Origin of the sequence: Microcystis aeruginosa FD4 (assembly GCF_009792235.1) — a bacterium.
Lineage (GTDB): Bacteria > Cyanobacteriota > Cyanobacteriia > Cyanobacteriales > Microcystaceae > Microcystis > Microcystis viridis.
In genome coordinates this window covers 2206069-2231035 of record NZ_CP046973.1, presented here as the reverse complement: position 1 = coordinate 2231035, position 24967 = coordinate 2206069, and the positions used below count along the sequence as shown (strand labels likewise).

Annotated in this window: 23 protein-coding genes, 1 tRNA gene and 4 pseudogenes; 8 read left to right on the top strand and 20 right to left on the bottom strand. The window is 45.6% G+C overall.

Features of this window, described 5'->3' with window-relative positions; translation table 11 throughout:
- Nucleotides 1–136: 136 nt before the first annotated feature.
- Together cutA and GQR42_RS11320 are read right to left on the bottom strand one after the other, a co-directional pair.
- The gene (cutA, locus tag GQR42_RS11325) at nucleotides 137–475 is read right to left on the bottom strand and encodes a divalent-cation tolerance protein CutA (protein WP_158200065.1); all 339 of its coding nucleotides are present in this window, start codon (nucleotides 473–475) and stop codon (nucleotides 137–139) included.
- 144 nt (nucleotides 476–619) lie between these two features.
- The gene (locus GQR42_RS11320; protein ID WP_158200064.1) at nucleotides 620–1327 is read right to left on the bottom strand and encodes a Crp/Fnr family transcriptional regulator; all 708 of its coding nucleotides are present in this window, start codon (nucleotides 1325–1327) and stop codon (nucleotides 620–622) included.
- Nucleotides 1328–1382: 55 nt separating this feature from the next.
- On the opposite strand from GQR42_RS11320, the gene GQR42_RS11315 reads away from it, so the two are divergent.
- Nucleotides 1383–2582 (top strand): hypothetical protein, encoded by a 1200-nt coding sequence (locus tag GQR42_RS11315; protein WP_158200063.1) that lies wholly within the window; start codon nucleotides 1383–1385, stop codon nucleotides 2580–2582.
- A gap of 137 nt (nucleotides 2583–2719) precedes the next feature.
- Here the strand turns inward: GQR42_RS11315 and rsgA are convergent, their stop codons facing one another.
- The 3 genes from rsgA to dnaJ form a co-directional block, all read right to left on the bottom strand.
- The gene (rsgA, locus tag GQR42_RS11310; protein ID WP_158200062.1) at nucleotides 2720–3796 is read right to left on the bottom strand and encodes a small ribosomal subunit biogenesis GTPase RsgA; all 1077 of its coding nucleotides are present in this window, start codon (nucleotides 3794–3796) and stop codon (nucleotides 2720–2722) included.
- Nucleotides 3797–4018 (bottom strand): sulfurtransferase TusA family protein, encoded by a 222-nt coding sequence (locus GQR42_RS11305; protein ID WP_158200061.1) that lies wholly within the window; start codon nucleotides 4016–4018, stop codon nucleotides 3797–3799.
- A 222-nt stretch (nucleotides 4019–4240) separates the two neighbouring features.
- Nucleotides 4241–5365 (bottom strand): molecular chaperone DnaJ, encoded by a 1125-nt coding sequence (gene dnaJ, locus GQR42_RS11300; protein ID WP_158200060.1) that lies wholly within the window; start codon nucleotides 5363–5365, stop codon nucleotides 4241–4243.
- Between the two features lie 82 nt (nucleotides 5366–5447).
- Between dnaJ and GQR42_RS11295 the strand changes: the two genes are divergently transcribed.
- A complete protein-coding gene (locus GQR42_RS11295) occupies nucleotides 5448–5588 on the top strand; it encodes a hypothetical protein (RefSeq protein ID WP_158200059.1) in 141 nt (46 codons plus the stop codon).
- Nucleotides 5589–5602: 14 nt separating this feature from the next.
- Here the strand turns inward: GQR42_RS11295 and dnaK are convergent.
- Nucleotides 5603–7652, bottom strand: a pseudogene (dnaK, locus tag GQR42_RS11290) (molecular chaperone DnaK).
- Between the two features lie 732 nt (nucleotides 7653–8384).
- Here dnaK and ahr point away from each other — a divergent pair.
- Entirely contained in the window at nucleotides 8385–9389 is a 1005-nt protein-coding gene (gene ahr / locus GQR42_RS11285) for an NADPH-dependent aldehyde reductase Ahr (RefSeq protein WP_158200058.1), read from the top strand.
- Between the two features lie 28 nt (nucleotides 9390–9417).
- Nucleotides 9418–10194: a Uma2 family endonuclease gene (locus GQR42_RS11280; protein ID WP_158200057.1), complete on the top strand. Its 777-nt coding sequence runs from the start codon at nucleotides 9418–9420 to the stop codon at nucleotides 10192–10194.
- 125 nt (nucleotides 10195–10319) lie between these two features.
- Here the strand turns inward: GQR42_RS11280 and GQR42_RS11275 are convergent, their stop codons facing one another.
- From GQR42_RS11275 to GQR42_RS11260, 5 genes are all read right to left on the bottom strand, one after another.
- Nucleotides 10320–10520 carry a hypothetical protein gene (locus GQR42_RS11275; RefSeq protein ID WP_158200056.1) on the bottom strand — a complete coding sequence of 67 codons (201 nt, stop codon included), beginning with the start codon at nucleotides 10518–10520 and terminating at the stop codon, nucleotides 10320–10322.
- 364 nt (nucleotides 10521–10884) lie between these two features.
- Nucleotides 10885–11472: a hypothetical protein gene (locus GQR42_RS11270; RefSeq protein WP_158200055.1), complete on the bottom strand. Its 588-nt coding sequence runs from the start codon at nucleotides 11470–11472 to the stop codon at nucleotides 10885–10887.
- Nucleotides 11473–11477: 5 nt separating this feature from the next.
- Entirely contained in the window at nucleotides 11478–11759 is a 282-nt protein-coding gene (locus GQR42_RS28670) for a hypothetical protein (RefSeq protein ID WP_233271356.1), read from the bottom strand.
- Nucleotides 11760–11940: 181 nt separating this feature from the next.
- Nucleotides 11941–12147 (bottom strand): transposase, encoded by a 207-nt coding sequence (locus GQR42_RS28665; protein ID WP_233271355.1) that lies wholly within the window; start codon nucleotides 12145–12147, stop codon nucleotides 11941–11943.
- A gap of 563 nt (nucleotides 12148–12710) precedes the next feature.
- Nucleotides 12711–13379: a PEP-CTERM sorting domain-containing protein gene (locus GQR42_RS11260; protein WP_158200054.1), complete on the bottom strand. Its 669-nt coding sequence runs from the start codon at nucleotides 13377–13379 to the stop codon at nucleotides 12711–12713.
- A 1136-nt stretch (nucleotides 13380–14515) separates the two neighbouring features.
- On the opposite strand from GQR42_RS11260, the gene GQR42_RS11255 reads away from it, so the two are divergent.
- The gene (locus GQR42_RS11255) at nucleotides 14516–15127 is read left to right on the top strand and encodes an IS607 family transposase (RefSeq protein WP_158200053.1); all 612 of its coding nucleotides are present in this window, start codon (nucleotides 14516–14518) and stop codon (nucleotides 15125–15127) included.
- Nucleotides 15128–15201: 74 nt separating this feature from the next.
- Here GQR42_RS11255 and GQR42_RS11250 read toward each other — a convergent pair whose 3' ends face one another.
- From GQR42_RS11250 to GQR42_RS11240, 3 genes are all read right to left on the bottom strand, one after another.
- Nucleotides 15202–16635: a phosphoglucomutase/phosphomannomutase family protein gene (locus GQR42_RS11250; protein WP_158200052.1), complete on the bottom strand. Its 1434-nt coding sequence runs from the start codon at nucleotides 16633–16635 to the stop codon at nucleotides 15202–15204.
- Nucleotides 16636–16869: 234 nt separating this feature from the next.
- The gene (locus GQR42_RS11245) at nucleotides 16870–17214 is read right to left on the bottom strand and encodes a hypothetical protein (RefSeq protein WP_158200051.1); all 345 of its coding nucleotides are present in this window, start codon (nucleotides 17212–17214) and stop codon (nucleotides 16870–16872) included.
- Between the two features lie 45 nt (nucleotides 17215–17259).
- Entirely contained in the window at nucleotides 17260–17454 is a 195-nt protein-coding gene (locus GQR42_RS11240) for a CsbD family protein (protein ID WP_158200050.1), read from the bottom strand.
- 126 nt (nucleotides 17455–17580) lie between these two features.
- On the opposite strand from GQR42_RS11240, the gene GQR42_RS11235 reads away from it, so the two are divergent.
- The 3 genes and pseudogenes from GQR42_RS11235 to GQR42_RS11225 all read left to right on the top strand — a co-directional run bounded on the left by GQR42_RS11235 (nucleotide 17581) and on the right by GQR42_RS11225 (nucleotide 20527).
- On the top strand, nucleotides 17581–18414 hold the full coding sequence (locus tag GQR42_RS11235; protein ID WP_158200049.1) for a photosystem II manganese-stabilizing polypeptide: 834 nt from the start codon (nucleotides 17581–17583) through the stop codon (nucleotides 18412–18414).
- 193 nt (nucleotides 18415–18607) lie between these two features.
- A pseudogene (locus tag GQR42_RS11230) lies at nucleotides 18608–19153 on the top strand (IS1 family transposase); the annotation flags it as partial.
- A 306-nt stretch (nucleotides 19154–19459) separates the two neighbouring features.
- Complete coding sequence (locus GQR42_RS11225; RefSeq protein WP_199273306.1) at nucleotides 19460–20527, top strand: ribonucleotide-diphosphate reductase subunit beta; 1068 nt, start codon at nucleotides 19460–19462, stop codon at nucleotides 20525–20527.
- A 726-nt stretch (nucleotides 20528–21253) separates the two neighbouring features.
- Here GQR42_RS11225 and GQR42_RS28660 read toward each other — a convergent pair.
- The 6 genes and pseudogenes from GQR42_RS28660 to GQR42_RS11200 all read right to left on the bottom strand — a co-directional run.
- Nucleotides 21254–21634, bottom strand: a pseudogene (locus tag GQR42_RS28660) (zinc ribbon domain-containing protein); the annotation flags it as partial.
- 83 nt (nucleotides 21635–21717) lie between these two features.
- Nucleotides 21718–21791, bottom strand: a tRNA-Met gene (locus GQR42_RS11215).
- Between the two features lie 91 nt (nucleotides 21792–21882).
- Nucleotides 21883–23701, bottom strand: a pseudogene (locus GQR42_RS11210) (peptidoglycan DD-metalloendopeptidase family protein).
- A gap of 373 nt (nucleotides 23702–24074) precedes the next feature.
- Nucleotides 24075–24209 carry a hypothetical protein gene (locus GQR42_RS29505; protein WP_257792632.1) on the bottom strand — a complete coding sequence of 45 codons (135 nt, stop codon included), beginning with the start codon at nucleotides 24207–24209 and terminating at the stop codon, nucleotides 24075–24077.
- A 149-nt stretch (nucleotides 24210–24358) separates the two neighbouring features.
- Nucleotides 24359–24712, bottom strand: a complete 354-nt coding sequence (locus GQR42_RS11205) for a type II toxin-antitoxin system PemK/MazF family toxin (protein ID WP_158200048.1) — start codon at nucleotides 24710–24712, stop codon at nucleotides 24359–24361.
- Nucleotides 24709–24945, bottom strand: coding sequence for a hypothetical protein (locus GQR42_RS11200; RefSeq protein WP_158200047.1), 237 nt, complete (start codon nucleotides 24943–24945; stop codon nucleotides 24709–24711). Before GQR42_RS11200 ends, GQR42_RS11205 begins: the two co-directional genes overlap by 4 nt.
- Between the last annotated feature and the right edge of the window lie 22 nt (nucleotides 24946–24967).

Below are 24967 nucleotides of genomic sequence, written 5' to 3'. Positions count from 1 at the left end.
TCCAATCGTGGAGGCGATCGGTCTTAAAACCAGATGTTTAAACATTTAATCAGCATCTAGATTAAAACTTTTTGCGCTTCCTGAGATAGTTTATTAAGAATTGTATAGATTTTTTTCGCTCAAGTTGCCGATTGGTCTATTCTGACACCCCACCCGTAGGGGAGGCTAACCAGTCTAAATAGGTCTGAGAACCCGCCACAATCGGTAAAGCGATGATTTCTGGGACTGCATAGGTATGAAGTTCCTGTATCTTCGCCGATAACTGCTCAAACTGCTTTAAATCGGTTTTAATCGCTAATTGCCATTCGCGCTCGTTTTCAATCTGTCCCTGCCAACGATAAATGGAACGAATTGGGTAAATACTGACACAAGCTGCCAAGCGCTCGTTCAGTAAGGCGATCGCTAAGTTAGCCGCTTCCGTTTCGCTGGCTGTTGTCACCAGCACTACTCCAAAATCGGTTAATATTTCAGTCATACTAAATCCGTTGATTATAGGCTACATATCAGGATAGGCAAGAGGCAATAGGCAATAGGCAAAAGGAGGAATAGATAATCAGTCTTTAATAACCGGATTTAGTATGATAACCGATAACTGATCACTGATCACTGATCACTGAATTTAGGTGATCGCTTTTTCTAAAGCGGCCAGATCGGGAATACAGAGAGATTCCTGCTGTCGTTGAATCAGGCCTTTTTTCTGCAATTTGGTCAGAGCTCGGGTTACGGTTTCCCGGGCCAGGCCACTCATACCACTCAATTCCCGGTGAGGTAAATTGGGAATTATCGTACCCTGGCCGCTTTTTTGTCCTTGACCTTCGGCTAAAAAGAGTAAAGTATCGGCGACTCGCGAGAGACTATTGGCCTCCCGTAAACGTAAACGCCGGTTAAGTTGACGCAAACGCTTGGCCATTAACTGAGAAAGACGAATTCCCGCTAAAGGTTCCGATTTGAGCAGATTAACAAAATCTTGGGCGGGAATACTGCTAATTGTGGCCGTGGTTAAGGTGATAGCATCGGTGGAGCGGGGAGATTCGTCTAAAGCGGCCATTTCTCCGACTATTTCCCCTTTACCGACGATATTTAAGGTGACTTCTTTGCCCTCCGCATTGTGAGTACAAATTTTCACCCAACCATCGAGAATAAAGTAAACCGAACCACCCCAATCATTTTCTAATAAAATCGCCTGATTAGCAGGATGAGTGCGGGTGACAACATGAGAAGTAACTCGATCGAGGGCTTCAGGGGGTAAACCGACAAATAAAATGGCGGTATCCAATAATTTTTGAATCTCTGCTGATTTTTCGGCAGGATAGCGTTTTTCTTCCATAGTTTAATATTTAAATTTTGTTCGTTTTAGGTGGGTGATTCTACAATGGAAAGTCGTGGGTATTTTTAGTTATCTAGTGACCAATAAACAGGATTTTTCCTCCCTACTGACCGAGATCGATCGGATTCTTGCCAAGGTGATTTCTTCTCTAGTTAACCCGCAAGAAGTTACTTCCGAGACAATTATCGCTACTCGTCAACATTTAGAATCGGCCAGAGCGCTGCTTTCTCCCTTATTATTCCCCGATCGAACCCTTGAAGTTGCCCGTTGGTCCCTAGGAATGGAGGTGCAACCAGAGGGGGTAAAAGTTGTCTTTTTTCGGGAAAGCCAAGGATTGATCGATTTTTATCCTCTTTCTTGGAGTCTGGCAACGGGAACAAGCGATCGCTTACCCTGCTCCCAGGTGGACGAATATCTAATTAGCTGGCTATCTAATCGGGATTTTATTGCCGATTCTTGGCTCTGGGAAGCCCTAGAGCGATTAGAAGCTATTATTATCACCGATGACGGGGAAACCCCCACGGATGACCTGAAAAAAGCCCTTCTCACAGCGCAACTAATACCCCCCGATCGCCTCTCTAGTCTGGAAACAGCGATCGCCACTGCTCTGGCCTATATTCCCACTAGCGACCAACCCCAAACCCAAACCCTACTGGTTATCGAAGGGAAACGGGAGACTACCACTTTAGCACTGCTGGAAGTCCCGCCGCAAACTCGCTCTTTATCCCGTCAAGCGATCGCTCTTAGCCATTTTAACTACGGGGAAAACACCTATGAACGGGCAATACTCTCTCACTTAATTTATCCTCTCTGGCGTTCTTTTTTGCCTCTTTCCCCCTCCGATCTCACCGATACTAATCCCTTAAAAAAATCTTTACTGGCAGCCGCTAGATTAACTAAATTAATCCTTCAAGAAGAAAGCGAATTTACCTCCTCTCTAGCCAGTCATACTTGGACGGTCAGTCGCACCGATTTAAATAAGAAGGTCATTATACCATATATAGATAATTTAAGACAAAAAGTTAATGATTTGTTAGAAAAACAGCAAAAAAGTCTTGAGGATATCGATCGAATAATTTTTAGCGGTAATTTTTTCTTGACCATTTGGCCCTATTTCTTAACGGGAATACAGCAAGAATTTGCCGGTTGCAATCTAGACGCCCCCAGTCAGGAAACCTTCTCACCAGCAATCTTAGGTTTGGGTCGTCTCTGTTTATTTTCGGCTCTTAGAAGTCAGAATGGCAATAATGCTTAAAAAAATCAACCTCAGCCTCGGTCAAAAGTCACAATTTAGGTGTGAATATAATTTTTAGGGTAATTGTGGGGAATACAAAAAGGAAAACTTCCTATCTCACCATTAAGATAACTGCTGTCAACCCAACTTAACCAAGTCTATTCAGAATCATCATTATAAATATCTTGGAGAGTTTTATTTTCGTAGCGTTCCTGACCTTGATTTTTGCCGCGACGAGAAGGACGACGATATTTTTTATTAGCCAATTTCGGTTCGTAGGTTTCTTGACCTGCTTCCTTAATTTTTAACTTTAAACTTGACTCTTTTGTGCTAGTTTTCTGTGATGTCTGCTCTCGTGCGATCGCTGCTGCTAAAAACTCTAAATAATGTTGGTAACGTTCCCAATCTCCTCTCACCACACAGTTAGGTTCCCGACGGTGAGTACAATCATTAAATTGACAATTTCCTAAAGCTAAACGCTGTCTCACTTCCGGAAAATAAAAAGTTAATTGTTCCGGTAAACACTTAATATCCGGTTGGTTAAACCCTGGACTATCGGCCAATAAACCCCGATTTGGTAAAGCAAATAACTCCACATGACGGGTAGTGTGACGACCTTTTTGCAGTTTTCCCGACACATCCCCCACCCGTTGATTAATCTCAGGAATTAAGCAATTAATTAAACTCGATTTTCCCACCCCCGATGGACCGGCCAAGAGAGTGATTTTATGGTTTAATTGTGCCAATAAAGCCTCAAATCCCCGATTTTTCTCCACACTGACAAAAAAAGGCTGGTATCCCCAACTAGCTAGGCGATCGCCCCAGAACTCTATTTGTTCGGGTTCCCCCAGATCAATTTTATTGACACAGACGGCAATTTCTAAGCCTGTGGACTCAGCTTTCACCAAAAAACGACTGATCAGCCAAGGATCGAGGACGGGTTCAGCAAGGGCAAAAACTAGCAAAATCTGCTCGATATTAGCAACGGCCGGCCGATCAATCTCGGTACTGCGGGGGAGGACTTCTGCGATCGCGCCCTGCCGATCATCAAAATTGGCCTCCTCCACACGCACCCGATCACCAACCATCACCGATTGACCGATTTTTTGCAAGCGAGCGCGACGGGTACAGAGAAGATTCTCGCCCATAACGACAGAATCCAAGCGTACCTGATAGAAATTCGCCTGTACAGCCACCACTGTGCCGTATAAATCGGTTAATTGTGCATCTAGCATTTAGGAATCGGGGCGATAGACTTTGAGAACAAAAAAGCTATCTCGGTCTTCGATCGATTCTATCTGATAACCCTCCACTGTCAGGCTAGTGGGAACCTGTTCGATCGGTTCCCCGGCATCTAACCAGACTTCCAACCGTTCTCTGGCGGGCATTTTCTCTAATTGTAATTTTGTGCGGACAAAATTAATTGGGCAGGGAGTGCCGCGCAGGTCTAAAGTCATAGTTATTTAGGGTTTGCTGAAAAAGTTTTTCGTGGGGGTAGGGTGTGGGGTGTGGGGTGTGGGGTGTGGGGCTTTCCCCATTTTCATGGGGTCAATTACCTAATTTTCGGGGAAAAAGTCCCTGAATTTTCCCCCCCGATCACTCCTAGCTAAGGCACTTTTTGATGTCAAAAAAGCCCAAAGACATTATCCGACAAGGTTTTCAGATTTATTCAGCCAGCCCTATTTATGGAAGATATTACCTAAAAATCCCTCGATTCCGCCTTTCCCCACGGTTTCCCCGCCAACTTTTGCTAATTTTTCCAGTAAATCCCGTTCTTCTCCGGTGACACGGGTAGGAATCGAGATTTTAACGGTAATACGATGATCACCGCGGCTGACGGGATTGCCTAATTTGGGAACCCCTTTATTTTCTAAAATCAGTACGGTGTTCGGTTGAGTACCAGCAGGGATAGTCAGGTCTTCTTGGCCATCTACAGTATTAACTTTAATGGTACATCCTAAAATCGCTTGGATATAGCTAATCGTGATATCCGATTTAATATCATTGCCTTCCCGTTGAAATTCCCCATCGTTTTCCACGGTTAGATAAACGAATAAATCCCCTGGCGGCCCGCCTTTAAGTCCTGCGTCTCCTTCCCGGGCAACGCGCAATTTCATGCCGTTGTCAACCCCGGCTGGGATGGTAATTTTCAGTTTTTTGGTTTCCTGTCTGCGTCCGGAACCGCCGCAAACGTCGCATTTTTCCTCGATCACCTCTCCAGCACCGTCACAGGTGGGACAGACTGAAACCTGAGCAAAAGTCCCGAAGGGAGTACGGGTGGCGCGACGCACCTGGCCAGCACCATTGCAAGTAGTACAAGTACGGGAACTGGTCCCCGGTCTGGCCCCACTGCCTTTACAGGTTTGACAGGTTTCCAGATGACGGATGCGGATTTCCTTTTCGCCGCCAAAGACCGCCTCGCGGAATTTTAGTCTAAAATCGAGACGTAGATCCTCGCCCCGGGTAGGGCCTGTGCGTCGGCGGGCGGTTGCTTGGCCGCCCATGCCCCCGAAACCACTAAAGATTGTCTCAAAGATATCGGCGAAACCGCCCATATTGTCGGCATCAAAACCAGCAGCGCCCCCAGAAACCCCAGCTTCACCAAAGCGGTCATAACGATTGCGGGTTTCTGGTTCCGAGAGAATTTCGTAGGCGCGGTTAATTTCTTTGAAGTGTTCCTCGGCTCCTGGTTCTTTGTTAACATCGGGATGGTATTTTCGGGCGAGACGACGATAGGCGCGTTTGATGTCCTCTTTGCCGGCATCTCGCGAGACACCTAGAATTTCGTAGTAATCAGTGGGCATAGGGGGCTATGGTTCTGCTGGCAATTTATAAATAAAGTTTAAGTCTAGTTGTTACTTTAACAAACTATACATAATAGTTTAGTTGGGTTATCCCTACTATTTTTTTGGTAAGGAAGTGGGGGAGTGGGGAAGTGGGGTGTGGGGGAGTGGGGAAGTGGGGTGTGGGGTGTGGGGAGAAGGGGAGAAAAAAGCTGAAAACTCACATCTGATTACTGATGACTGATCACTGATCACTTTTTAATCTACGGCCTCGTAGTCACTGGCGCTCATTTCGTCCCCATCGTAGGGAGGATCATCACTGCCCGATTTGGTGGATTTAGTTCCCAGATTACTATAGGTTCTGGTTCTATTGTGGGAGAGGGTTGGCCCCTCGGTGAAGGTATTCAAGGAGGTGGCTTGGGTGCGGGTAGGTCGAGTCAGTTCTCGGGTAACATCGATCGGTTCAAAATCAGTACCGTTGCGGGTTTGGTTTTCCTCTTGTCTCCCCGTGTAGATGCGGGTACCGATTTCGAGGACAATCTGACGAAATTCCTCCAGGGTGGTTTTTAGCTTTTCTGAGGATATGGAAGGGTCGCGCAGGGCGATTTCCAACTGTTGCCGCTTCTGGTCGGCTAGTTGCCGGATATCGGGGGCGACTAACTCGCTGTTTTCCCTGAGGGTGACTTCGTAGCTATGGAAAAGACTATCGGATTGGTGACGAATATCGATCATTTGCAGACGACGGCGATCAAATTCGGCGTATTTTTCGGCTTCTAGGCGCATTTTTTCAATTTCGTTCGGTTTCAGCCCTCCAGTATGGCTAATTAAAATGCTTTGTTCTTTGCCGGTGCCTTGGTCGCTGGCGGCCACTTTTAAGATGCCGTTGACATCGATCTCGAAGGCCACTTCGATTTGTGGCACACCCCTAGGGGCGGGAGGAATTCCCGTCAGGAGAAATTTACCGAGGGTTTTATTATCCCGGGACATAGCCCTTTCCCCTTGCAGAACCTGAATTTCCACCGAAGTTTGACCGTCGGCAGCGGTGGAAAAAACCTGAGATTTACTGGTGGGGATAGTGGTATTGCGATCGATAATTTTGGTAAAGACTTCGCCGAGGGTTTCAATGCCGAGGGAAAGGGGGGTGACATCGAGTAGGAGGACATCTTTCACTTCTCCACCTAAAACTCCAGCTTGAATCGCCGCCCCCAAAGCAACGGCCTCATCGGGGTTAACAGAGCGATCGATCTGGCCGGTAGAAAAGAAACGGGAGATTAATCGCTGTACGGCGGGCATTCTAGTGGAACCACCGACGAGAATGACCCGAATCGATATCGCTAGGCTGCAGTTCGCTATCTTTGAGGGACTGTTGTACGGGTTCGAGGGTTTTTTCCACTAATTCTCTGGTTAATTCCTCGAATTTAGCGCGAGTTAGTTCCAATTCTAGGTGTTTAGGGCCGGTTTCGTCAGCGGCGATGAAGGGGAGATTGATCGAGGTGGTAATCAGGCTAGAAAGCTCGATTTTAGCTTTTTCGGCCGCTTCTCGCAGTCTTTGGATGGCCATGCGATCGCTGGCTAGATCGATGTTTTCTTGGCTTTGAAAGTTCTCGATCAGCCACCGCACTAAGAGGTTATCAAAATCGTCCCCCCCAAGATGGTTATTGCCAGCCGTGGCTTTCACTTCAAAGACTCCATTGCCCAGTTGCAGGATGGAAACGTCGAAGGTTCCTCCCCCTAGGTCAAAAACGAGGATATGTTGATCTTCGTTTTGTTTATCTAAACCGTAGGCCAGGGCGGCGGCGGTGGGTTCGTTAATAATTCTTAATACTTCTAGTCCCGCAATCATCCCCGCGTCTTTAGTGGCTTGACGTTGGGCATCGGTAAAATAGGCGGGAACTGTAATCACGGCTTCTTTGATCGGTTCTCCCAGATAGGCCTCGGCATCGGCCTTTAATTTTTGCAGGATCATGGCCGAGATTTCTTGGGGGGTAAATTCCCGATCGCGAATTTTGATATTGACGGTATCATCACGACCGCGTTGGCAACGATAGGCAACTCGTCCCCTTTCTGCCTCGGTGTCTTGCCAACGCCTACCGATAAAGCGTTTGATGCTATAGACGGTATTTTCGGCATTAGTGACCGCTTGACGTTTGGCCAGTTGTCCCACTAGGTGCTGGCCTTTGCCGAATCCCACGATACTAGGGGTTGTCCTTCCCCCTTCCGAGTTGGGTACTATAATCGGCTGACCTCCTTCGAGTACAGCAACGCAACTGTTGGTTGTCCCTAAGTCGATGCCGATGACTTTTCCCATGACGCTCTAATAATAACGGTATTTATGTAGAATACAATCGCTGACAAAAATTATCCCTAAATTGGCAAGGGGCTTTTTACCTCGTCTAATCTGGCCCAGATGAAACGGGACAACTTTTATCCGATCTTAACAAAACTTGTTGGTAAAGTCTCTCCTGCAAAAATCAAAAATTTTCCATTATACCATTTTTCTTTATTCGTGGCAGGCATCTTCCCTACCCCCTGCCCCCCGACATCGGGGGGGTGTTTGGGGGTGAGAGCAATTAACCATCTCTGCCATTACTTTTGAAAAATGGTATTAGGTGAGGAGACTCTGAGGCGATCAACGGTCAACAAGAGGAGAAAAAAGACAATAGACAACTATAATAACCATAAAAACGAGTATTATGTCAAATTTATCTGATTTTTTAGATATTTTGAGCCTATAGTGCCTTGATAACTTACTTTTGCAGGAAGTCTTATAACGCTTTTGATTATTTGGCCATCGCTAGTGGAGTCTCTTTTGTCACTCTCGGAGACGGCGATCGCCGAACCCTTGATGAAATGGTTATTCCGGCGATTTGACCTCAAAATAGATTTCTTAATAGAAAATAATTGGGCGATCGCCGTCTAGGTAAAGGTTCTGGGATTGACAAATCACAAGGGTTTTGCCACTTTGACAGAAGAGAGATAAGCCATACTCAGATAAATCTAGGATAAGATAACCAATAAACCCATTCTAGAGGACTTAATCATGATTAGAGCCTATGCTGCCCGAGAAAAAGGGGGAAAACTAGAGCCTTTTGACTACGATCCGGGTATATTAGCGGATGAAGATGTAGAAATCGCGGTGGAATATTGCGGCATCTGCCACAGTGACCTAAGTATGCTCGATAACGATTGGGGACTGACCACCTATCCCTTTGTCCCCGGTCATGAAGTGGTCGGTACGATCGCCGCTCTTGGTGCTAAAGTCAAAGAATTAAAGATAGGGCAAAGAGTCGGTCTTGGTTGGTTTTCCCGTTCCTGTTCCACCTGTGAAACTTGTATGTCGGGGGATCAAAACCTTTGTGCCACTGCCGAAGGAACTATCGTCGGTCGCCATGGCGGTTTTGCCGAAAGAGTCCGGGCCCATCATAGTTGGTTAGTTCCCTTACCGGAGCAGTTGGATGCGGCCAAAGCTGGCCCGCTTTTTTGTGGTGGTATTACCGTCTTTAATCCGATTGTGCAATTTGATATTAAACCCACGGCCCGAGTTGGTGTCATTGGTATTGGTGGATTGGGCCATATAGCCTTAAAATTCCTCAAAGCTTGGGGCTGCGAAGTAACCGCTTTTTCTAGTAGTCCTGACAAAGAAACAGAAGCAAAAGAACTAGGTGCGACTCATTTTATCAATTCCAGAGACCCCGAAGCCTTGCAATCGGTACAAAATTACTTTGATTTCATTATCTCTACCGTTAACGTTAATCTCGATTGGGGTCTTTATATCGCCTGTTTACGTCCCAAAGGTCGTCTGCATATTGTTGGGGCTGTTCTTGAACCCATGGCTACCTATGCTTTTCCCTTGATTATGGGTCAAAAATCGATTTCTGGCAGTCCTTTGGGTAGTCCCAGTACCATCAGTAAAATGATCGAATTTGCCTCCCGCCATGACATTGAACCGGTGACAGAAACCTATCCTATCTCCCGGGTGAATGAAGCTATGGAAAAATTGAGAACCGGACAACCTAAATATCGCCTCGTCTTACAAATAAAATAAAACCATCTCTATCCCGGACGTAACCCCGATGACTCAACCCCTCACTCCTCCAGTTATCGATTGGGAAGAACCACCCATTCCCCCAGAAGACTTGATTTTTGATGATGGAGAACCTTTGGAAACGCACCGTCACCGCAAGGCTATGAATGTCTTAATCGATTCTATCGAACAAGCCTATCAGGATCGAGAAGACTTTTTTGTTGGCGGTAATATGTTTATTTACTTTAGCCGTGAGCGGGTTTTTAATAAAGATTTTCGTGGCCCCGATTTTTTCGTTGTCCTCGATATCGATGGTAGTTATAAACGACCAGGATGGGTGGTTTGGAACGAAAACGGACGTTATCCCGATGTGATCGTGGAATTAATGTCAGAAAGCACCGCAAAAATCGATTTAACTACCAAAAAAAACCTCTATGAGCGGACTTTTCGCTGTTCCCAATACTTCGTTTATAATCCCTTTGATGCCACTTCCCTGCAAGGTTGGACTTTAGACCAAAATCAGTGCTATCAAGAAATTATTCCCGACCAGCGCGGTTGGTTATGGTGTCAACGTTTGGGATTATGGTTAGGAGTCTGGATGGGCAGCATCCAACGAGAAGAAGCCCCTTGGCTACGTTTTTATGACCTAGACGGCAATTTAATTCTCCTACCTGCGGAATTAGCCGAAATAGAACGTCAGAATGCTGAAATCGAACGTCAACGCGCCCAGGCAGCCTATCAACAGGCTGAAAGCGAACGTCAACGAGCGGAACGTTTAGCGGCGCAATTACGGCAATTAGGCATAAATCCCGATGAAACCCCGTAATCGGCCCAGAACTGACCCCTATCTCTAAAAACCGAAAACCCACACCTTCCGATCTCGGTTTGTGTGGGCTGATTGTTAACTTAATTCTAAGATTGAAAGCTTACACTTTGGCGAAATCTAAGAGCCTAACTCAGAGTAGCACCAGAGCGATCATAAGTTTGTGAAGAAAAGTCGGCCGAGAAGCGACGTTGAACGGTTTCTCCGTAGCCATTGTCATTGTCAATGCCGATTTCAGAAGCACTTCTGTCTAACATCGATTGTTGACGATTTTTGACGGCGTGGTGGTGACGCATCATTAAGGCGCGAGCTTGTTGTTCTGTAGACATAATCATTTCCTCCGATCTGCAAATCGCATTTTGAACTTTTTTAATCACCCACTAATATATATAACATACAATTCTGTATCTATTTTTACAAAATGCCCTAATCCCAGAAAAATTAACAAAACTTTACAATAGGAGACAGTGATCAGTGATCAGTGATCAGTGATCAGTAATCAGTAATCAGTCCCGATGAAAAAATTTTCACCCCCACAGATGAAAGAGGTTTCCTTCCCTACACCCCACACCCCACAACCTACACCCTCTTTCAAGTCAGTGATCAGGAATCAGTGATCAGTAGTCAGTATTCAGTGATCAGCTTTTTTCTCCCTACACCCCAATTCCCATCTCCCAAGACATCAATCGCCTTTTATACCTTAATCGAACTAGGTTCATCGACGGCGGCGATAATGCGATGACAACCGGAAAAGGGTTGCGCCCATTGATACTGGTGTTCTAAAGGATTACCCCAACAGAGGCCGAGATATAATTCCGTGCGCGCCACATCTAATTCCGCCCATTCGGACTGGGCGACTAATTCTGCTAGAGAATCGGCAGCAATGGGACGACGAGAGTTAAGCGCCAACCAAAAATTCATATTAGGGGTGATACTGTTCCAAAACTCTAAAACGGAGGCTTTGGCAGCCATGAGAATTTCCTTGTCACCCTCCACGGCAACTAATTGATTATGAATTTCGGGATAACGGAGAGTGCGATCGCCCCATTGACAAACACGCCAGATAATGCCCGAAACCTGATATTGTTGTTGATAATCGTGAACTTGGCGGCGAAAATCCTGATAGGCGAAGACTTTGCCCACCTTTTCTAGATTGATCGCCTTGGCGATCGCTGGATGATCAATGCGCTCTGCCGGGGAGAGTAAGAGACGTTCCCCTTTCCAAGTGGCGTGCATTTCTCGCTCGAGGATTTCAATTAACTGCTGTGTCGAGTAAGCCATAGTTACTAATTCTGTACGCGAACGTCGCACTTTAAATCAGCTTTGTACGCTTTGACCCGTACAGGGCTAACTACAAGCCTCTCTATCGGATTCCTGCTAAATGCAACCTCTCCGACTACCTTTCTCCCTATATTTAACGAACCATTAATATCTGCTCCATAGAGATAACCTGACGAACTTCTAAACAATCCTCTTTTAACTCTCTTGCCCAAATATTTTTCTTGTTTGCCAATTGGTTCCCAATCTAAGAAACTACATTTAGACGTATAGCTTTCATTAGTTGTCATGACTTTTATTCCGACTAAAATTGCCTGGTAAGTTAGTTGTTAAATAAATCTTGAGTGAGGAATATTCACCAATGCCTGATTATTTCTATCCCCAATATTAAGGTTTTGTTTCCCGCCTTGATTCTGACCAATAACTAAAAGGTTAATTTGATGATCTAGTAATTGATCAATAATATATTTACTAAACGTTTCTACCTTTTTTCTTATCTTTATAGCGGGGTAATTTCGGCTCTCCTGTCAATTTATTGGGCGATTTTTTGAATTGTTCTTGTGCTTTTTGAAAGGATTTAAAGGTTTTTGCTACTTGTTTTAATACTAACTGGCTTACTTTAGCTGGTAACGCTTGATAATCTGCGCTTGTTTTCAAAGCATGGTGTAACTCAGTCATGGTTAGAAATGGCTGATGTGAGTCGGGGCGAATTGCCTTGCCCGGATTGCCTGGGAAGGGAGGGCGTAGTACGCCCCCACAGAATACGAATTTTCCCCACCGTGGGGGCGAATTGCCTTGCCCGGATTGCCTGGGAAGGGAGGGCGTAGTACGCCCCCACAGAATACGAATTTTCCCCACCGTGGGGGCGAATTGCCTTGCCCGGATTGCCTGGGAAGGGAGGGCGTAGTACGCCCCTACAGAATACGAATTTTCCCCACCGTCGGGGCGAATTGCCTTGCCCGGATTGCCTGGGAAGGTAGGGCGTACGCGGTACGCCCCTACAGAATACGAATTTTCCCCACCGTCGGGGCGAATTGCCTTGCCCGGATTGCCTGGGAAGGTAGGGCGTACGCGGTACGCCCCTACAGAAGTTGATCAAAAACAAAAATTAAGTCTTGGCTTGCGTTAGAATCAACACTTATGGGAAAAGCTAAAAGCTAGAAAACCAAACAGGGCATCTAACCTTTAGCTATTCTTGTTCAACGTTACAGTTATCAATGTGTACGAGACATTGGTAACTGTTATTTTTGTTTCTTGAAGCGGGAAACCAATCCTAAACCACCCACTGCCAGAAGTCCGAGGATAGTACCCGGTTCGGGAACGGTTGTTTGGTGGAAAGAATTTTGGAATTGGAATAGACCTTCATCGGGGCTCATAGGATCAGTTAGGGTATTTGTGACGGTCAACTTTTTGATGGGGTCAATACCGATGAAACCGCTACCAGGGACCTGTGAGCCGTTATTTGAAACTAAGAAGAGCCCAGGTATCTCAGCAAATGTCTCGGTTACAGTCCCGTAGTTGGATGATACGTCTGAATCTAGGTCAACCCCGACAATATAATCGGGGGAGCCAATGACCTCGATTGTATATGTGAAAGACCCATCACTCATATTGGCATTAGGGGAAGCCATAGTCGTGGCATCGTATATGAAATAATAATGATCGCCCATCTCCATCAGCTCAACATCATCCAGCGGATCGGCTACAGTGGAGCCCGAGACGTACGTAACTATTTTGTCGCCGACTTGAAGAGGAGTACCGGGAGTAGTTGGGGTTCCCGTCCATTCCCCCCAAGTTAACATCATGCTGGCGGCACTCGCACTGGTAGCGGTAAGCACCGCGCCGGCGAGAACCCCGATGGCTAGGGAGCCAGAAGCAAAAGTTTTGGTTAATTTGTTGGTTGTCATCATAACTGAATTATCCAGCGTTAATTGTGTGTACTATAGCCATCAAAAAAAGTCAAGCAAGCGTTAAGCTCGCTGATAACTTTTTGTTTGACTTGATAGAACTCTAGCGCAACTTTTCAAAAAAAGCAAGTGTTTTAGAACAGGGTGAGCGCAGCTCAAACGCTATTGACCATTGACCAATTTTGTCATACGCTTGCTGTGGGGGCATTTCAAGTGATACCAGTCAATCAAAATAGTTAGGAATTCTTAACATTTGGTTGATTTTTGCTTAAAAATTGAGATGGCAAATTCTCCTCAAATATTCCTGAATCCCCCTCTGGGTAAGCAACTCACATAAAGTTCATTTTGTTGAGGATTGTTAAGATGCGCTTACCCTGTGTTTTAGCAAATTATTTATTTTTCGGCAATATTTATCTATTTTTTGCCAATTTATAGCAGTTTTTCTTGGGCATAACTACCCAAAAGTTGACAAATATACCCAAGCTTTTTGGTGAAAGTTGGACAAATCAACAGACTCTACTTTAAAAAAAAATCTCTCAAATTGTTACAAAACTTAATCAAGAGAGGGACAATGTATAAAACTTAACAGTTTTGATCGTTAAAACTGGAGTTCGATAGCAATCAACTCCCTAATACCATTTTTCAAAAGTAATGACAGAGATGGTTATGCCTGGTGCATCTCAATTTTGTCGAAATATCTATATTACATTTTGGGCGCACGCGGTGCGCCCCTACCATTGGCGAAATAATATTATTGTAGGGGCGAATTGCCTTCGCCCTCTTTGAACAACTTCTGCTGCTCACCTTAAGTGAGAGAAAATCACCAATAGGATACCATTTTTCTTTATTCGCGTCACAACGAATGCAGGCTTGGCAAGCATTCGAGCGTGGATGTCTGTCATGGATTTAGAAATTTGGTATAACGAGTTGACATACCCCAAAACCCCCGGACAAACTCAGGTTTTAGAAAGAAAAAAGTCCCGTTTAATATCTCTATCCAAAGGGGGATGATTAATTTGCCTAACTCATACACAATCACTGGTGTCAGGTGATCACAGTATGAAAGTGGACAACTGACTGTCTGAAGTTGGACAATTCTCTCTCGATAAGTTTCTTTAATTTAAAACTGAGTTATATATATGGATAAACTCATCACTATTCGGGAAGCCTCGGATTTGCTCGGAGTTAGCATCAAAACCCTTCGGCGCTGGGAAAAACAGGGTAAAATTTCCCCAATTCCTACCTACGGCGGTCATCGCCGATTTCGACGGGAAGACCTCTTACAATCTGGACAAGAAACTGCATCTATTATTGGCTATGCTCGTGTTAATCGACCTGAACAAAAACCCCAATTAGACACCCAGATAAAAGTGTTAGAAGACTTTTGTCATCAACAGGGTCAACCCTTTAAAATTCTCACCGATATCGGCAACGGAGTCAGCCACAATCACCCTGGTTTTATGCGTCTAGTGGAGATGATTTGTGGCCGCGAGGTGAAATGTCTAGTTTTAAACCATGCGGAAAGTGTGAGTCGCTTTTGTCATGATTTTATCTTCGGTTTGTGCAGTCTCTTCAAAATCCAAGTTATTCTCCTCAATCAACCCCAGGAATCCATTGCAGCTGAGGATTTAGTGGATGATCTGCAAGCCCTCGTCACCATCTGTTACAATCATCCCTACCTACTACATAACCCGGCTCATCAGCAATTACTAGAACAGCTAGGGGCGTTTAAGGATGTCCATCTGGCTTAAAATTATCGGCTAAGGACTGGCAAAAGTGTTGATGGCGGTACTTTAATTGATCGTCGTACCGCCCCGGTAAAATTCTAGATATAGGTAGCCCAAGATTTTGCCCATGCGAGAATTTCATCAACTCGATCGAGGGTTGAAGATTCACAGTAGAGACGCAAAACTGGTTCTGTGCCACTAAAGCGAATTAACAACCAACTGCCATCTTCTAAACGGAATTTATAGCCGTCCATAGTATTACAATCAGTGACTTGTTTACCGGCAATTTCCCTTAAGGGATCGTTATCCAAAGCAGTAATTAACTGATCGCGAGCTTCCATATTAGCTAGGGGTAAATCAATGCGATCATACTGAGAATGAAAACCAGTTTTATCCTGTAATTGCGCGTAAAGATCGCTTAAATCTTGGCCCGATTCCACCACTGCTTCCAAAACGTATAAAGCTGATAATAAAGCATCCCGTTCGGGAATGTGAGTACCATAACCGACACCTCCCGACTCTTCCCCACCAATTAACACAGGAGTGGTCAACATTCGATCGGCGATATACTTGTAACCGATCGGGGTTTCAAAGACCGATAAACCGTATAAACTGGCTAATTTGGGGATTAAATCGGAACCGCTCACCGTTTTAACGATTTCCCCTCTCATTCCCTTTTTGCCAGCTAAATGCTCGATTAAAATCGGGATGAGATTTTGGGTGCTTAAAAAATTCCCCCGACCATCGATCGCCGCTACTCGATCGCTATCCCCATCGAAGACCAAACCTACTCGCAAAGGGGCTAAATTTGCGCTGTGAGCCAGTTTATCGATGATTTCCCTCAAATTTCTCGGTAAAGGTTCCGGAGAGCCGCCACCGAACAAAGGATCGCGATTGCGGCGTAATTCCGTGATCTCCACCCCCAAAAGACGCTCTAAACCCGTAGCCGCCGCACCGTGCATGACATCGGCATAAACTTTTAGTTGTCCCGATTCGATCGCGTTGGCAATAGCGGCAATATTAACTTTTTGGCGTAAACCCTGACAATAACTTGACCATGGCTCAAAAGTGCTTAATTTACCTGTATTTGCGTTAAATTGCGGCGGATTAGACAATAAAGCTTCAATTTGTTCGGTAATTTCCGGCGAGACAGAACCACCAAAATAACCTTTTACCTTCAAACCGAGATATTTGGCTGGGTTATGACTGGCGGTTAACACGATCGCACCGAGAGCATTTTCTGAGCGAGCTGCCCAACTAAAAGCGGGAGTGGGAGCGTAGGATTGGGAGAGAAGCACATCAAAACCGGCTTTTTGAAGTGATTCCGCCGCAGTTTGAGCAAAATCCTCCGCCATAAACCGCCGATCATAGCCGACGATCATCGTCCGCGAACCGGTGATCTGACCATAATTATCCGCCAAAACTTGAGCCGCCAAGGGAGCGAGCAGAGCGACTCGATCGAAAGTAAAATCGGCGGCGATAATCCCGCGCCAGCCATCGGTTCCAAATTTAATCGGGTTCACGGTGGTCATGATTTACGAACTACCCCTAAAATATCCATTTTCCCAATACTTTACCCCGCTCCGTACCCCTTGGCGATAGGCAATGGGGAGATGGGGAAATGGGGAAATGGGGAGATGGGGAAATGGGGAAATGGGGAAATGGGGAAATGGGGAAATGGGGAAATGGGGAATTTCAGCTAAAACCCTAAAACCCTAAAACCCCAAAACCCCAACACCCTAACACCCTAAAAACCCAATACCTTTTCAGGTTTCTCGATCATCGGTTTTTGCCGCCGGCTCGAGCGCGCCGACTTCACTGGCTAATAATTTTTCTATTAACATTTGTAACTTCATCCGTTCTATATAGGGCCATCCCCCGGTTTCCTCGATATCCCGGAGTAATCCGTATAATTCCTTGCGGGTATTGGGTAAAGATGGCTCAAACATCTGCTCGCGAATTTGCCGATGTAAATTTTCTAAAGTTCGCAGCAACATTAACAAACCCTTACAATCTCCCTGCCGTTCTTTGGCGATCGCTGTCACCGTCGTGACAAGGGAATTTAGTTGGCTATCTAATTGGCTATTATCTCCCGGCAATGGGCTATTCATTGAAATTTCTGCATCTGAAAACAGTCACACCAATCATATCAGTCATCAGTTATGAGTTACTTGGAGTCTCCTGACTTGAAAGAGGGTGTGGGGTGTGGGGTGTGGGGAAGTAGGGTGTAGGGTGTAGGGTGTGGGGTGTGGGGTGTGGGGAGAACAAAGCTGCCTTTTGCCTTTTGCCTTTTGCCTTTTGCCTTTTGCCTTTTGCCTCCTGTCTCCCGTCTGCCGTCCCCTGTCTCCCATCTTCTCAATGGTCACTGATCTTTGATAAACTGGGTTTCGGTGAATTGGCGCAACCGATTCGATGATTCATCAGGCTATGGATCAAGGGTAGTAATTGTAAAGATTGACAAAGAGAGGTTGACATAGATGAGATTTCGTGCCTTGTTAGTTGCCTTTTTAGCTTTGTGCTTAGGGGTGTTGACAGCTTGTAGCGACGCGCCTAGTGCCGTCCTGAATAGAAACGAGCTAACCTATGATGAAATTTTAAACACGGGATTAGCTAACAAATGTCCGCAGATTTCCGAGTTTACCCGGGGTACTCTCCCCTTAGAACGCGGCGAAAGTTATGTGGTGACAGATTTATGCTTGGAACCCCAAGAATATTTTGTCAAGGGTGAACCCATTAATAAGCGGGAAGCGGCCACCTTTATCCCGGGTAAACTCTTAACCAGAGATACCACCAGTTTAGAACAGATGACAGCGACCTTAACCGTAGGCGAAGATGGTGTTTTAACCCTCAAGGAAGAAGACGGTATTGATTTCCAACCCATTACCGTACAATTACCCGGAGGTGAAAGAGTTCCCCTCTTCTTTACGATTAAAGGTTTCACTGGCAAAACCGAGGCCGGATTTAGCTCGATTAACAGTTCCACCGATTTTGAAGGCGACTTTAAAGTTCCTTCCTATCGTGGTGCTGGTTTCTTGGATCCCAAAGGTCGGGGTGTGGTGACGGGTTATGATAATGCTGTCGCTTTACCCGCTAGTGCTGATAGTCAAGATTTCCAGCGTGCTAACGTCAAAGCGACGGAACTGGGTAAAGGTACTATGTCTTTACAGGTGACTAAAGTTGACGCTTCTACTGGCGAGTTTGCTGGTGTTTTTGAAAGTGAACAGCCTTCCGACACGGATTTAGGGGCAAAAGATGCTGAAGAAGTGAAAATTCGCGGCATTTTCTACGGTCGTCTCGAAGCTCGTGCCTAATTAATAAATTCAGAATTTCTGGAAATTAAGGCGAATTTCTCCCTAGAGAAGTTCGCTTTTTTTCGGCTCTCTTGGGGTTATAATCATGGTGAGGAACATCCCCAGCGCCCCGATATTGGCACAGAACTCCACTTCAAGAAGAAAAAACCCCCTGTCACCTATCGTTATGATTCCTCCTTGTCCCCGGAGTTAAACTGGGATGAATTGGATTAAACAAGTCGGCAAACTCTTACCGGATTATTATGACCCACAAACAATTCCCGATGTGGGAGAATTAGATGAATTAGAAACATTTGTCGGCTCAAAAAAAACAAAATCTGGTTATGGACAGCGGTAGACCACTTTAAAACAGGGATTTTAGGATGGGTTTTAGGCGGTCTCGCAAGGCGAGTGCCTTCGGCAACATAGTGCTAAAACTTTTGCGGACTTATGGGAAGTTGTTAGTCGGTGGAAATGTCATTTTTAGGTGAAAGATGGATGGAAAGTTTATCCTAATTTTATCCCCGACGGAGATCAGATTATTAGCCAAACCTATATGACTAGAGTAGAGGGAGAAAATACTAGGCTAAGACATTATTTGGCTAGGCTACATCGAAAAACTCTTTGTTATTCTAAGTCTGAACAAATGCTAAGACATTCAATTCGATTACTAATTCACTACCTAAAATTTGAAGATGTTCCAGTTCCTTATTCAAATCATAGAAATTATTTTCCTCCGAATGCTCGCCATTTCGCCTAATCATACCTTAATTCAGCAACGCCCCCGAATGATTATTACAGATAGTGACAGTCTATCAGACTTTTGCTATAGTGAACGTAGCTGCTGATTCCTAATAGCCATGAATACCACAACCAACCAATCTATCAATCCTAACTTAGCTGATGCGGTATTGTCCCTTGCAGGCCGTCAGGAAGTATCGGCGAGATAGACCTGTTCATGGAAAAAAGAGAGTTAATCTTTATTTTGAGGATAATTTAGGTGATTGGCTAAATCAAGCAGTAATATCCGAGTCAATCAATTCCTGTCTTTCAATCAACGGCAATTATGTCCTTACATTTAGTTAATTCTCCCCATTCAATGCCCATTTCCCCGATATTCAATCCGGCGGGAGATGATGCGATCGAAAACCGTTCGATCTGGTTTGGTAACACCACCAACCTGATGCAATTAAACGATGTCCGCTACACTTGGGCGGTGGGTTTATATCAACAAATGCGTGAAAATTTCTGGATTCCGCAACGATTAGATATCACTCAAGACGTGACTGAATACGGGCATCTTACCGACGAAGAAAGATCTGCTTATGATGGTATTTTGTCCTATCTAACTTTTCTTGATTCCGTACAAACCTGTAATATTCCCCACCTAAAAGGTAGCGTCACTGCCCCAGAAATTAGTCTTTGTATGGCGGAACAAATTTCTCAAGAGGCCATGCACAATCAAAGTTATCAATACTTAATTGAAACGATTATTCCCTCCGCTCGCAGAGGCGAAGTTTATGACTTTTGGCGCACTGATAAAGTTCTCAGGGATCGCTGTGAATTTATTGCTAGTCTCTACCAGCAATATATCGACAAACAAACTACTGAAAGCTATTTTATCGCCCTTGTCGCCGATTATTTGCTGGAGAGTTTGTACTTTTACAACGGCTTTATCTTTTTCTATAATCTCGCTTCTCGACAGCTAATGTCGGGTAGTGCTGACGTTTTCAAAATGATCAACCGGGACGAATTAAGTCACGTCCGTTTGTATCAGAAACTTATTCCGGAAGCTATGGCCACTTTCTCCTATTCCGTTGAACAGATTTATGAGATGTTCGATACTGCCGTTAAACACGAATGTCGCTGGACAAATCACATTGTTGGCAACGACATTTTAGGTATTACCGAATACAGTACCGAACAGTACACCAAATACCTCGCTAATATTCGGCTGAAAGCGATCGGACTTGAGCCTTTATACAGGGAAGAAAAGTATAGCAAAAGTCCCTATACCCATCTGGAACGCTTCTCCGATACCAAAAAAGAAGGCCACACCAAAGCTAACTTTTTTGAAGCAACCGTTACCAGTTATGTTATGTCTTCTGGCTTAACTGGATGGGATGAAATTTAAAATTTACGGGACAAAAATGACCCTATTTCTTACCATAAAGTGGCAATTATGTCAAATATTTTGACAACTTTTGACCAAACTTAGCAGCCTTTATATAAAAGGAAGAAATTAGCGCTAATTTCTTCCTTTTTTTGCTTAGGTAATCACTCTTTCTCGCCATTTACCGAGGGTGCATCTCATATTTGAGACTAAATCTGGTTATTAAAAACTGATTAAGTAGTCGTGCAAAATTAATTTCTTAGTCGAGACTCCGAGACTCCGAGACTCCGAGACTCCGAGACAGCTATCAGTTATCAGATTTGAGTTTTAAGTGAGCAGCATTACATAGAAGTTTCCTGCTGTCTTTTCACTGATTAATGATTACTGTTTACTGATCACTGATCACTGATTACTGTTTACTAATCACAGCAAAAAGCGTTCGTGTTATAGCGTTTCCTGTTCGCACTAGGGGACTTGCGCTTTGATAATGTACCTTTTGGGCGAACGCAGTTCGCCCCTACATTGTGGACAAAATCCGTTACTGTCGGGGCGCCTGGAACCTGCGCCCTCCGCGCGGAGGGGGTTTGCTGATCACCCTAAGTAGGGCGAGAGCCTTCGAGAGCCACCTTCCAATAAGGGACTTGCGCTTTGAATCCTGTGCCATCTGGCTGGTCTGATTCTTCTACAGAGCGATTTTCAAAGCTGGGATATTATTCCCACGCCAGTCCCTTAATTTTGCTTAGGTACTTATCTATTCCCCCTTTTGCATGAGTGCCTCTTGCATGAGTGCCTGTCCTCGGATTTATTATTACCTAACAAGCCTAGACCACCGAAGTATCGAAAGAAAGGGGGTATGGTAGTAAGAACGACCCCCAACCGACCGCCTCCGCAAGCGTTTTCTAACACGGTCAGCCCGACCGCGTTTTTTCCTCGGTTCTCGATTACCTTCGCTGATGCCGTATCTCTTGGTTCGATGTGACCGCAAGAATCGCACCGGTGAACTCTTTCCGATAACGACTTTTTACCAGTGAACGCACCACAATTAGGACACTCTTGCGAAGTTCCGTTGTTATCGACCTTAAGATAATATTTTCCCCGTTTCCAAACAACAAACGGTAGTATCTCATTTTTTGGGACTAATAAGACCCAACAAGACCCAAAAAATTGTCGGGATACTTTCCAAGAAGTTCCCTAGAAGAGCTTTATTCCGATGGCTCAGGGCAGATTTGAACTGCCGACCTTGGGCTTATGAGTCCCCTGCTCTGACCAACTGAGCTACTAAGCCGTTGTTTACACAGTCATCAATCATAACACACAATCACCCAATTGCACAAGAGCAAAAAAGGGAAGATTTTTTCTTCCCTTTCTGGCCATCTTTAGCGTCTACCTGGCAGGAAAGCCATGGGATTAACTGCTCCCCGGCCGGAGGGGTGAATCTCGAAATGTAGGTGGGGGCCAGTGCTAAAGCCGGTGCTACCCATCTGGGCGATTGGCTCGCCTTGCTGAACAGTTTGGCCGCGACGCACTAAAAGACGGCTGTTATGGGCATAGAGAGTGGTGCTACCATCGGGGTGACGCAGTTTCACCAGATTGCCATAACCGCCCGAATTCCAACCGGAGGCGACTACTTCACCAGCAGCCGCCGCCACAACCGGTGTACCCACTGGACCGGCGATATCGATGCCGCGATGAGGTCTGCCCCAGCGCCAGCCGAAACCGGAGGTTAACACACCCCTAGTGGGCCAGATAAAGCCGGTAAAAATAGGGGTGGGATTGGGTAAATGCTCATCGGGATTAGCGAGGGGAGGAAGGGAAGGTTCTACGGTTTCGCCGACGGGAATTCGTAGGCGGTCATTATATTCTTCCACATTGGTAGGGGCCGAACCGATAATCTGTGGGGGGGGTGCTTTGGTTAGAACGAGAACGAAGGGCAGTCCATTGGGGATTAGGGGTTATTTGCTGATCATCGAGGGTTTCTGTGGGATTATCGACGGGAATAGCGATACTTTTCTGGGTTTCCGAAAGGTTAGTTTCCCGCAGATTAGCCACCTCTTGGCGCAATCTTTCCCGATAGCTGCCGGTGATATTTTCGGGGAATTGCCCCCTCCCGGTGCTGGCGGTGGCGGCGGGCAAATTTTGCTGATTGCTGGGGTTAAAGGACAATCTCGGGCGATCGCCGACTAAGGGGGTAAGATTTTGATTAACTCTAGCGTTGGCAGAGCGATCGGGAACCACTAGGGTTTGATTGACTTTAATCCGGTTGGGGTTGTCAATGCCGTTTTCCCTGGCTAATTCGGCGGGGGTGATGCCGAGAGCGCGAGCGATCGTGTTTAAGGTATCCCCTGGCCGAACCCGATAAACTTGGTTTTCTGGGGGAACTATGACGCGAGGATTGGGAAGGGCGGGAATTTCAGTCACAGGAGCCGGATTTCGTAGGGCAACGCTGGGAATTTCCGGTCTGCTGGTTAAGGGAGGATTAACGGGAATTGTGGCTATCGGGCGATCGCTTTCAGGGGTAGGAACGGGAATCGGGATCACCTGGCTGGTTGGTCGGGGGGATTCTTCGGGAGCAATAACGGGAATCTCGACACCGGTTGGCGAATTATCGGGAACGAGAGCGGTAGTTTCAGTGACGATTACCGTTTCCCCAGAATTGGACTGATGGGGGTTTTCCTCGGTTCGCAAGGCGGCCAAACTTTCTTGAAGACGTTGACGGGTTTGACGCAGACTAGCAGAAGAACTATCCAACTGCTCAGGAGTTGCTGCTGGGGGCAACTGCTCAGGAGTGGGAATTTTTAAGGTTTGTCCGATAATCAGATCGGATTGGGGAGAGAGATTATTGCTACTAGCGATCGCTGTGGGGGTGGTTTGATAGGTGTCGGCTAAACTCCACAGGGATTCTCCCGGTTTTACCTGATGCTCAACTACTGATGTGGCGATGAATTTGACGGTGGCAAGTGCTGGGGATTGGATTATTTGCGGTTCTTTTAGTTTTTTGCCCGCATCCTTGGCTTTTGGGGACAGGTCGATCACTTCCCATGCCAAGGGTAGAGAACTGGCGGCCTGGGCTGATTCTGAGGTGGAGTTGAGAATGCTAGGTACTCCCAGAGAGAGCGCTAATCCCAGCAGGGCAGCTGAGTAACGGACTCGGTTGGACTCAGCAGTGCAATTCTGCCCTGGGGTAGCGGATGTCATGGGGTTGTGGATAAAAGTCTCTTTCAAACAGACCTCCTGTGGTGTAAAGAGTTAGCTAGAGCCAGTCAATTAAGCCGATGATTCTAGCTTTCAGCATTAGCCTTGAGGCTAGAGTAGAAGTTAGGCCACTTTCTTTTTAGTCAAAATACCTAAAGGTGACTTTTAAGAGAGACTAACTTAGATTTTGCAATCATGCAAGTCTCCCTCGGACTATTAGCACCGGGATCACGGCAAGTTGGTGACATTTTGAATGTCCAGATTGACGATGCTCTATCTCAGATGTTCCAAGCTGATCAGCATTTTTCGTCCTGCCAATTTTTGCCAGTTTTTTGATAGAAAATTTTTATCGGTTTTGCCGTTTACAAAGAAATTATTAATCATTCGCTGCTCGCCCGGGGCAAAGATGGCTATTCAGGGGGCGATAATTAGGGTTTGCCCAAAAAGTTTTTCGTGGGGGTAGGGTGTGGGGTCTGGGGTGTGGGGTTTTACCGAGAACAATACGGGGCATTGATGTTATAACAAATACAGCCTAACGCCTACCGGTTCTTCAGAGAAATTCCCGAAGCTAGAGAAAACTATTGGGATGAGCCTCAAAGATATTATTGGTGCCTTACCTGCGGGGTTTTGCACCCGACAAGATCGGTGATCGTAGTATCTTCATAATTGGTATCCTAATGTTACCAACACAACATCTTCTAGTTGAGCTATTGTTTCAGTCCTAAGTTGTCCTAACCGCTGAATTAAACGGGTCTTGTCTAGCACTCTAATTTGAAAACAAAGTGCGACTGAATCCTGCGATAACCCGCCATCTCCCTGTCTAATCAACATACAGATTGGTAATGAAGCACGGCGTTGGTTTGTCGTTAGGGGAATAGTAATGGTTGTTGTGGAAAATTGAGAAACAATATCATTTTGGAAAATAATGATAGGACGAATGCCTGCCTGCTCAGAACCTTGAGCAGGATTGAGGTTTGCTAACCAAACTTCCCCACGTTTAAGCTGTTGAGTCATGGATGCTCTTCCTGAGCAAGCATCACCGCGTAATCATCCATTCCAGTCTCGGCAAAGATGCGGTCTTCCTCGGTGAAATCAGTCGCAAGGGAAGCAAGTTGACTAGGATCGAGAATGATCCGGCGGCGTTTATCTTGGAACTTGAGAAAGGCAATGAAGTCAGCAACTTGCTGAAGTTGATCATTAGTTAGTTGGTCAAGGTCTTGCTTAAGAGCTTGGCTAGTGACTGGCATAGCAGCGAGTTAGAAAATTGTA

Bases quoted from the DNA above. Each gene is read 5' to 3' on its own strand.
- cutA (WP_158200065.1), bottom strand. From the start codon at position 475: ATGACTGAAATATTAACCGATTTTGGAGTAGTGCTGGTGACAACAGCC.
- GQR42_RS11320 (WP_158200064.1), bottom strand. From the start codon at position 1,327: ATGGAAGAAAAACGCTATCCTGCCGAAAAATCAGCAGAGATTCAAAAA.
- rsgA (WP_158200062.1), bottom strand. From the start codon at position 3,796: ATGCTAGATGCACAATTAACCGATTTATACGGCACAGTGGTGGCTGTA.
- GQR42_RS11305 (WP_158200061.1), bottom strand. From the start codon at position 4,018: ATGACTTTAGACCTGCGCGGCACTCCCTGCCCAATTAATTTTGTCCGC.
- dnaJ (WP_158200060.1), bottom strand. From the start codon at position 5,365: ATGCCCACTGATTACTACGAAATTCTAGGTGTCTCGCGAGATGCCGGC.
- ahr (WP_158200058.1), top strand. From the start codon at position 8,385: ATGATTAGAGCCTATGCTGCCCGAGAAAAAGGGGGAAAACTAGAGCCT.
- GQR42_RS11280 (WP_158200057.1), top strand. From the start codon at position 9,418: ATGACTCAACCCCTCACTCCTCCAGTTATCGATTGGGAAGAACCACCC.
- GQR42_RS11275 (WP_158200056.1), bottom strand. From the start codon at position 10,520: ATGTCTACAGAACAACAAGCTCGCGCCTTAATGATGCGTCACCACCAC.
- GQR42_RS11270 (WP_158200055.1), bottom strand. From the start codon at position 11,472: ATGGCTTACTCGACACAGCAGTTAATTGAAATCCTCGAGCGAGAAATG.
- GQR42_RS28670 (WP_233271356.1), bottom strand. From the start codon at position 11,759: ATGACAACTAATGAAAGCTATACGTCTAAATGTAGTTTCTTAGATTGG.
- GQR42_RS28665 (WP_233271355.1), bottom strand. From the start codon at position 12,147: ATGACTGAGTTACACCATGCTTTGAAAACAAGCGCAGATTATCAAGCG.
- GQR42_RS11260 (WP_158200054.1), bottom strand. From the start codon at position 13,379: ATGATGACAACCAACAAATTAACCAAAACTTTTGCTTCTGGCTCCCTA.
- GQR42_RS11255 (WP_158200053.1), top strand. From the start codon at position 14,516: ATGGATAAACTCATCACTATTCGGGAAGCCTCGGATTTGCTCGGAGTT.
- GQR42_RS11250 (WP_158200052.1), bottom strand. From the start codon at position 16,635: ATGACCACCGTGAACCCGATTAAATTTGGAACCGATGGCTGGCGCGGG.
- GQR42_RS11245 (WP_158200051.1), bottom strand. From the start codon at position 17,214: ATGAATAGCCCATTGCCGGGAGATAATAGCCAATTAGATAGCCAACTA.
- GQR42_RS11240 (WP_158200050.1), bottom strand. From the start codon at position 17,454: ATGGGAGACAGGGGACGGCAGACGGGAGACAGGAGGCAAAAGGCAAAA.
- GQR42_RS11235 (WP_158200049.1), top strand. From the start codon at position 17,581: ATGAGATTTCGTGCCTTGTTAGTTGCCTTTTTAGCTTTGTGCTTAGGG.
- GQR42_RS11225 (WP_199273306.1), top strand. From the start codon at position 19,460: ATGTCCTTACATTTAGTTAATTCTCCCCATTCAATGCCCATTTCCCCG.
- GQR42_RS29505 (WP_257792632.1), bottom strand. From the start codon at position 24,209: ATGCCCCGTATTGTTCTCGGTAAAACCCCACACCCCAGACCCCACACC.
- GQR42_RS11205 (WP_158200048.1), bottom strand. From the start codon at position 24,712: ATGACTCAACAGCTTAAACGTGGGGAAGTTTGGTTAGCAAACCTCAAT.
- GQR42_RS11200 (WP_158200047.1), bottom strand. From the start codon at position 24,945: ATGCCAGTCACTAGCCAAGCTCTTAAGCAAGACCTTGACCAACTAACT.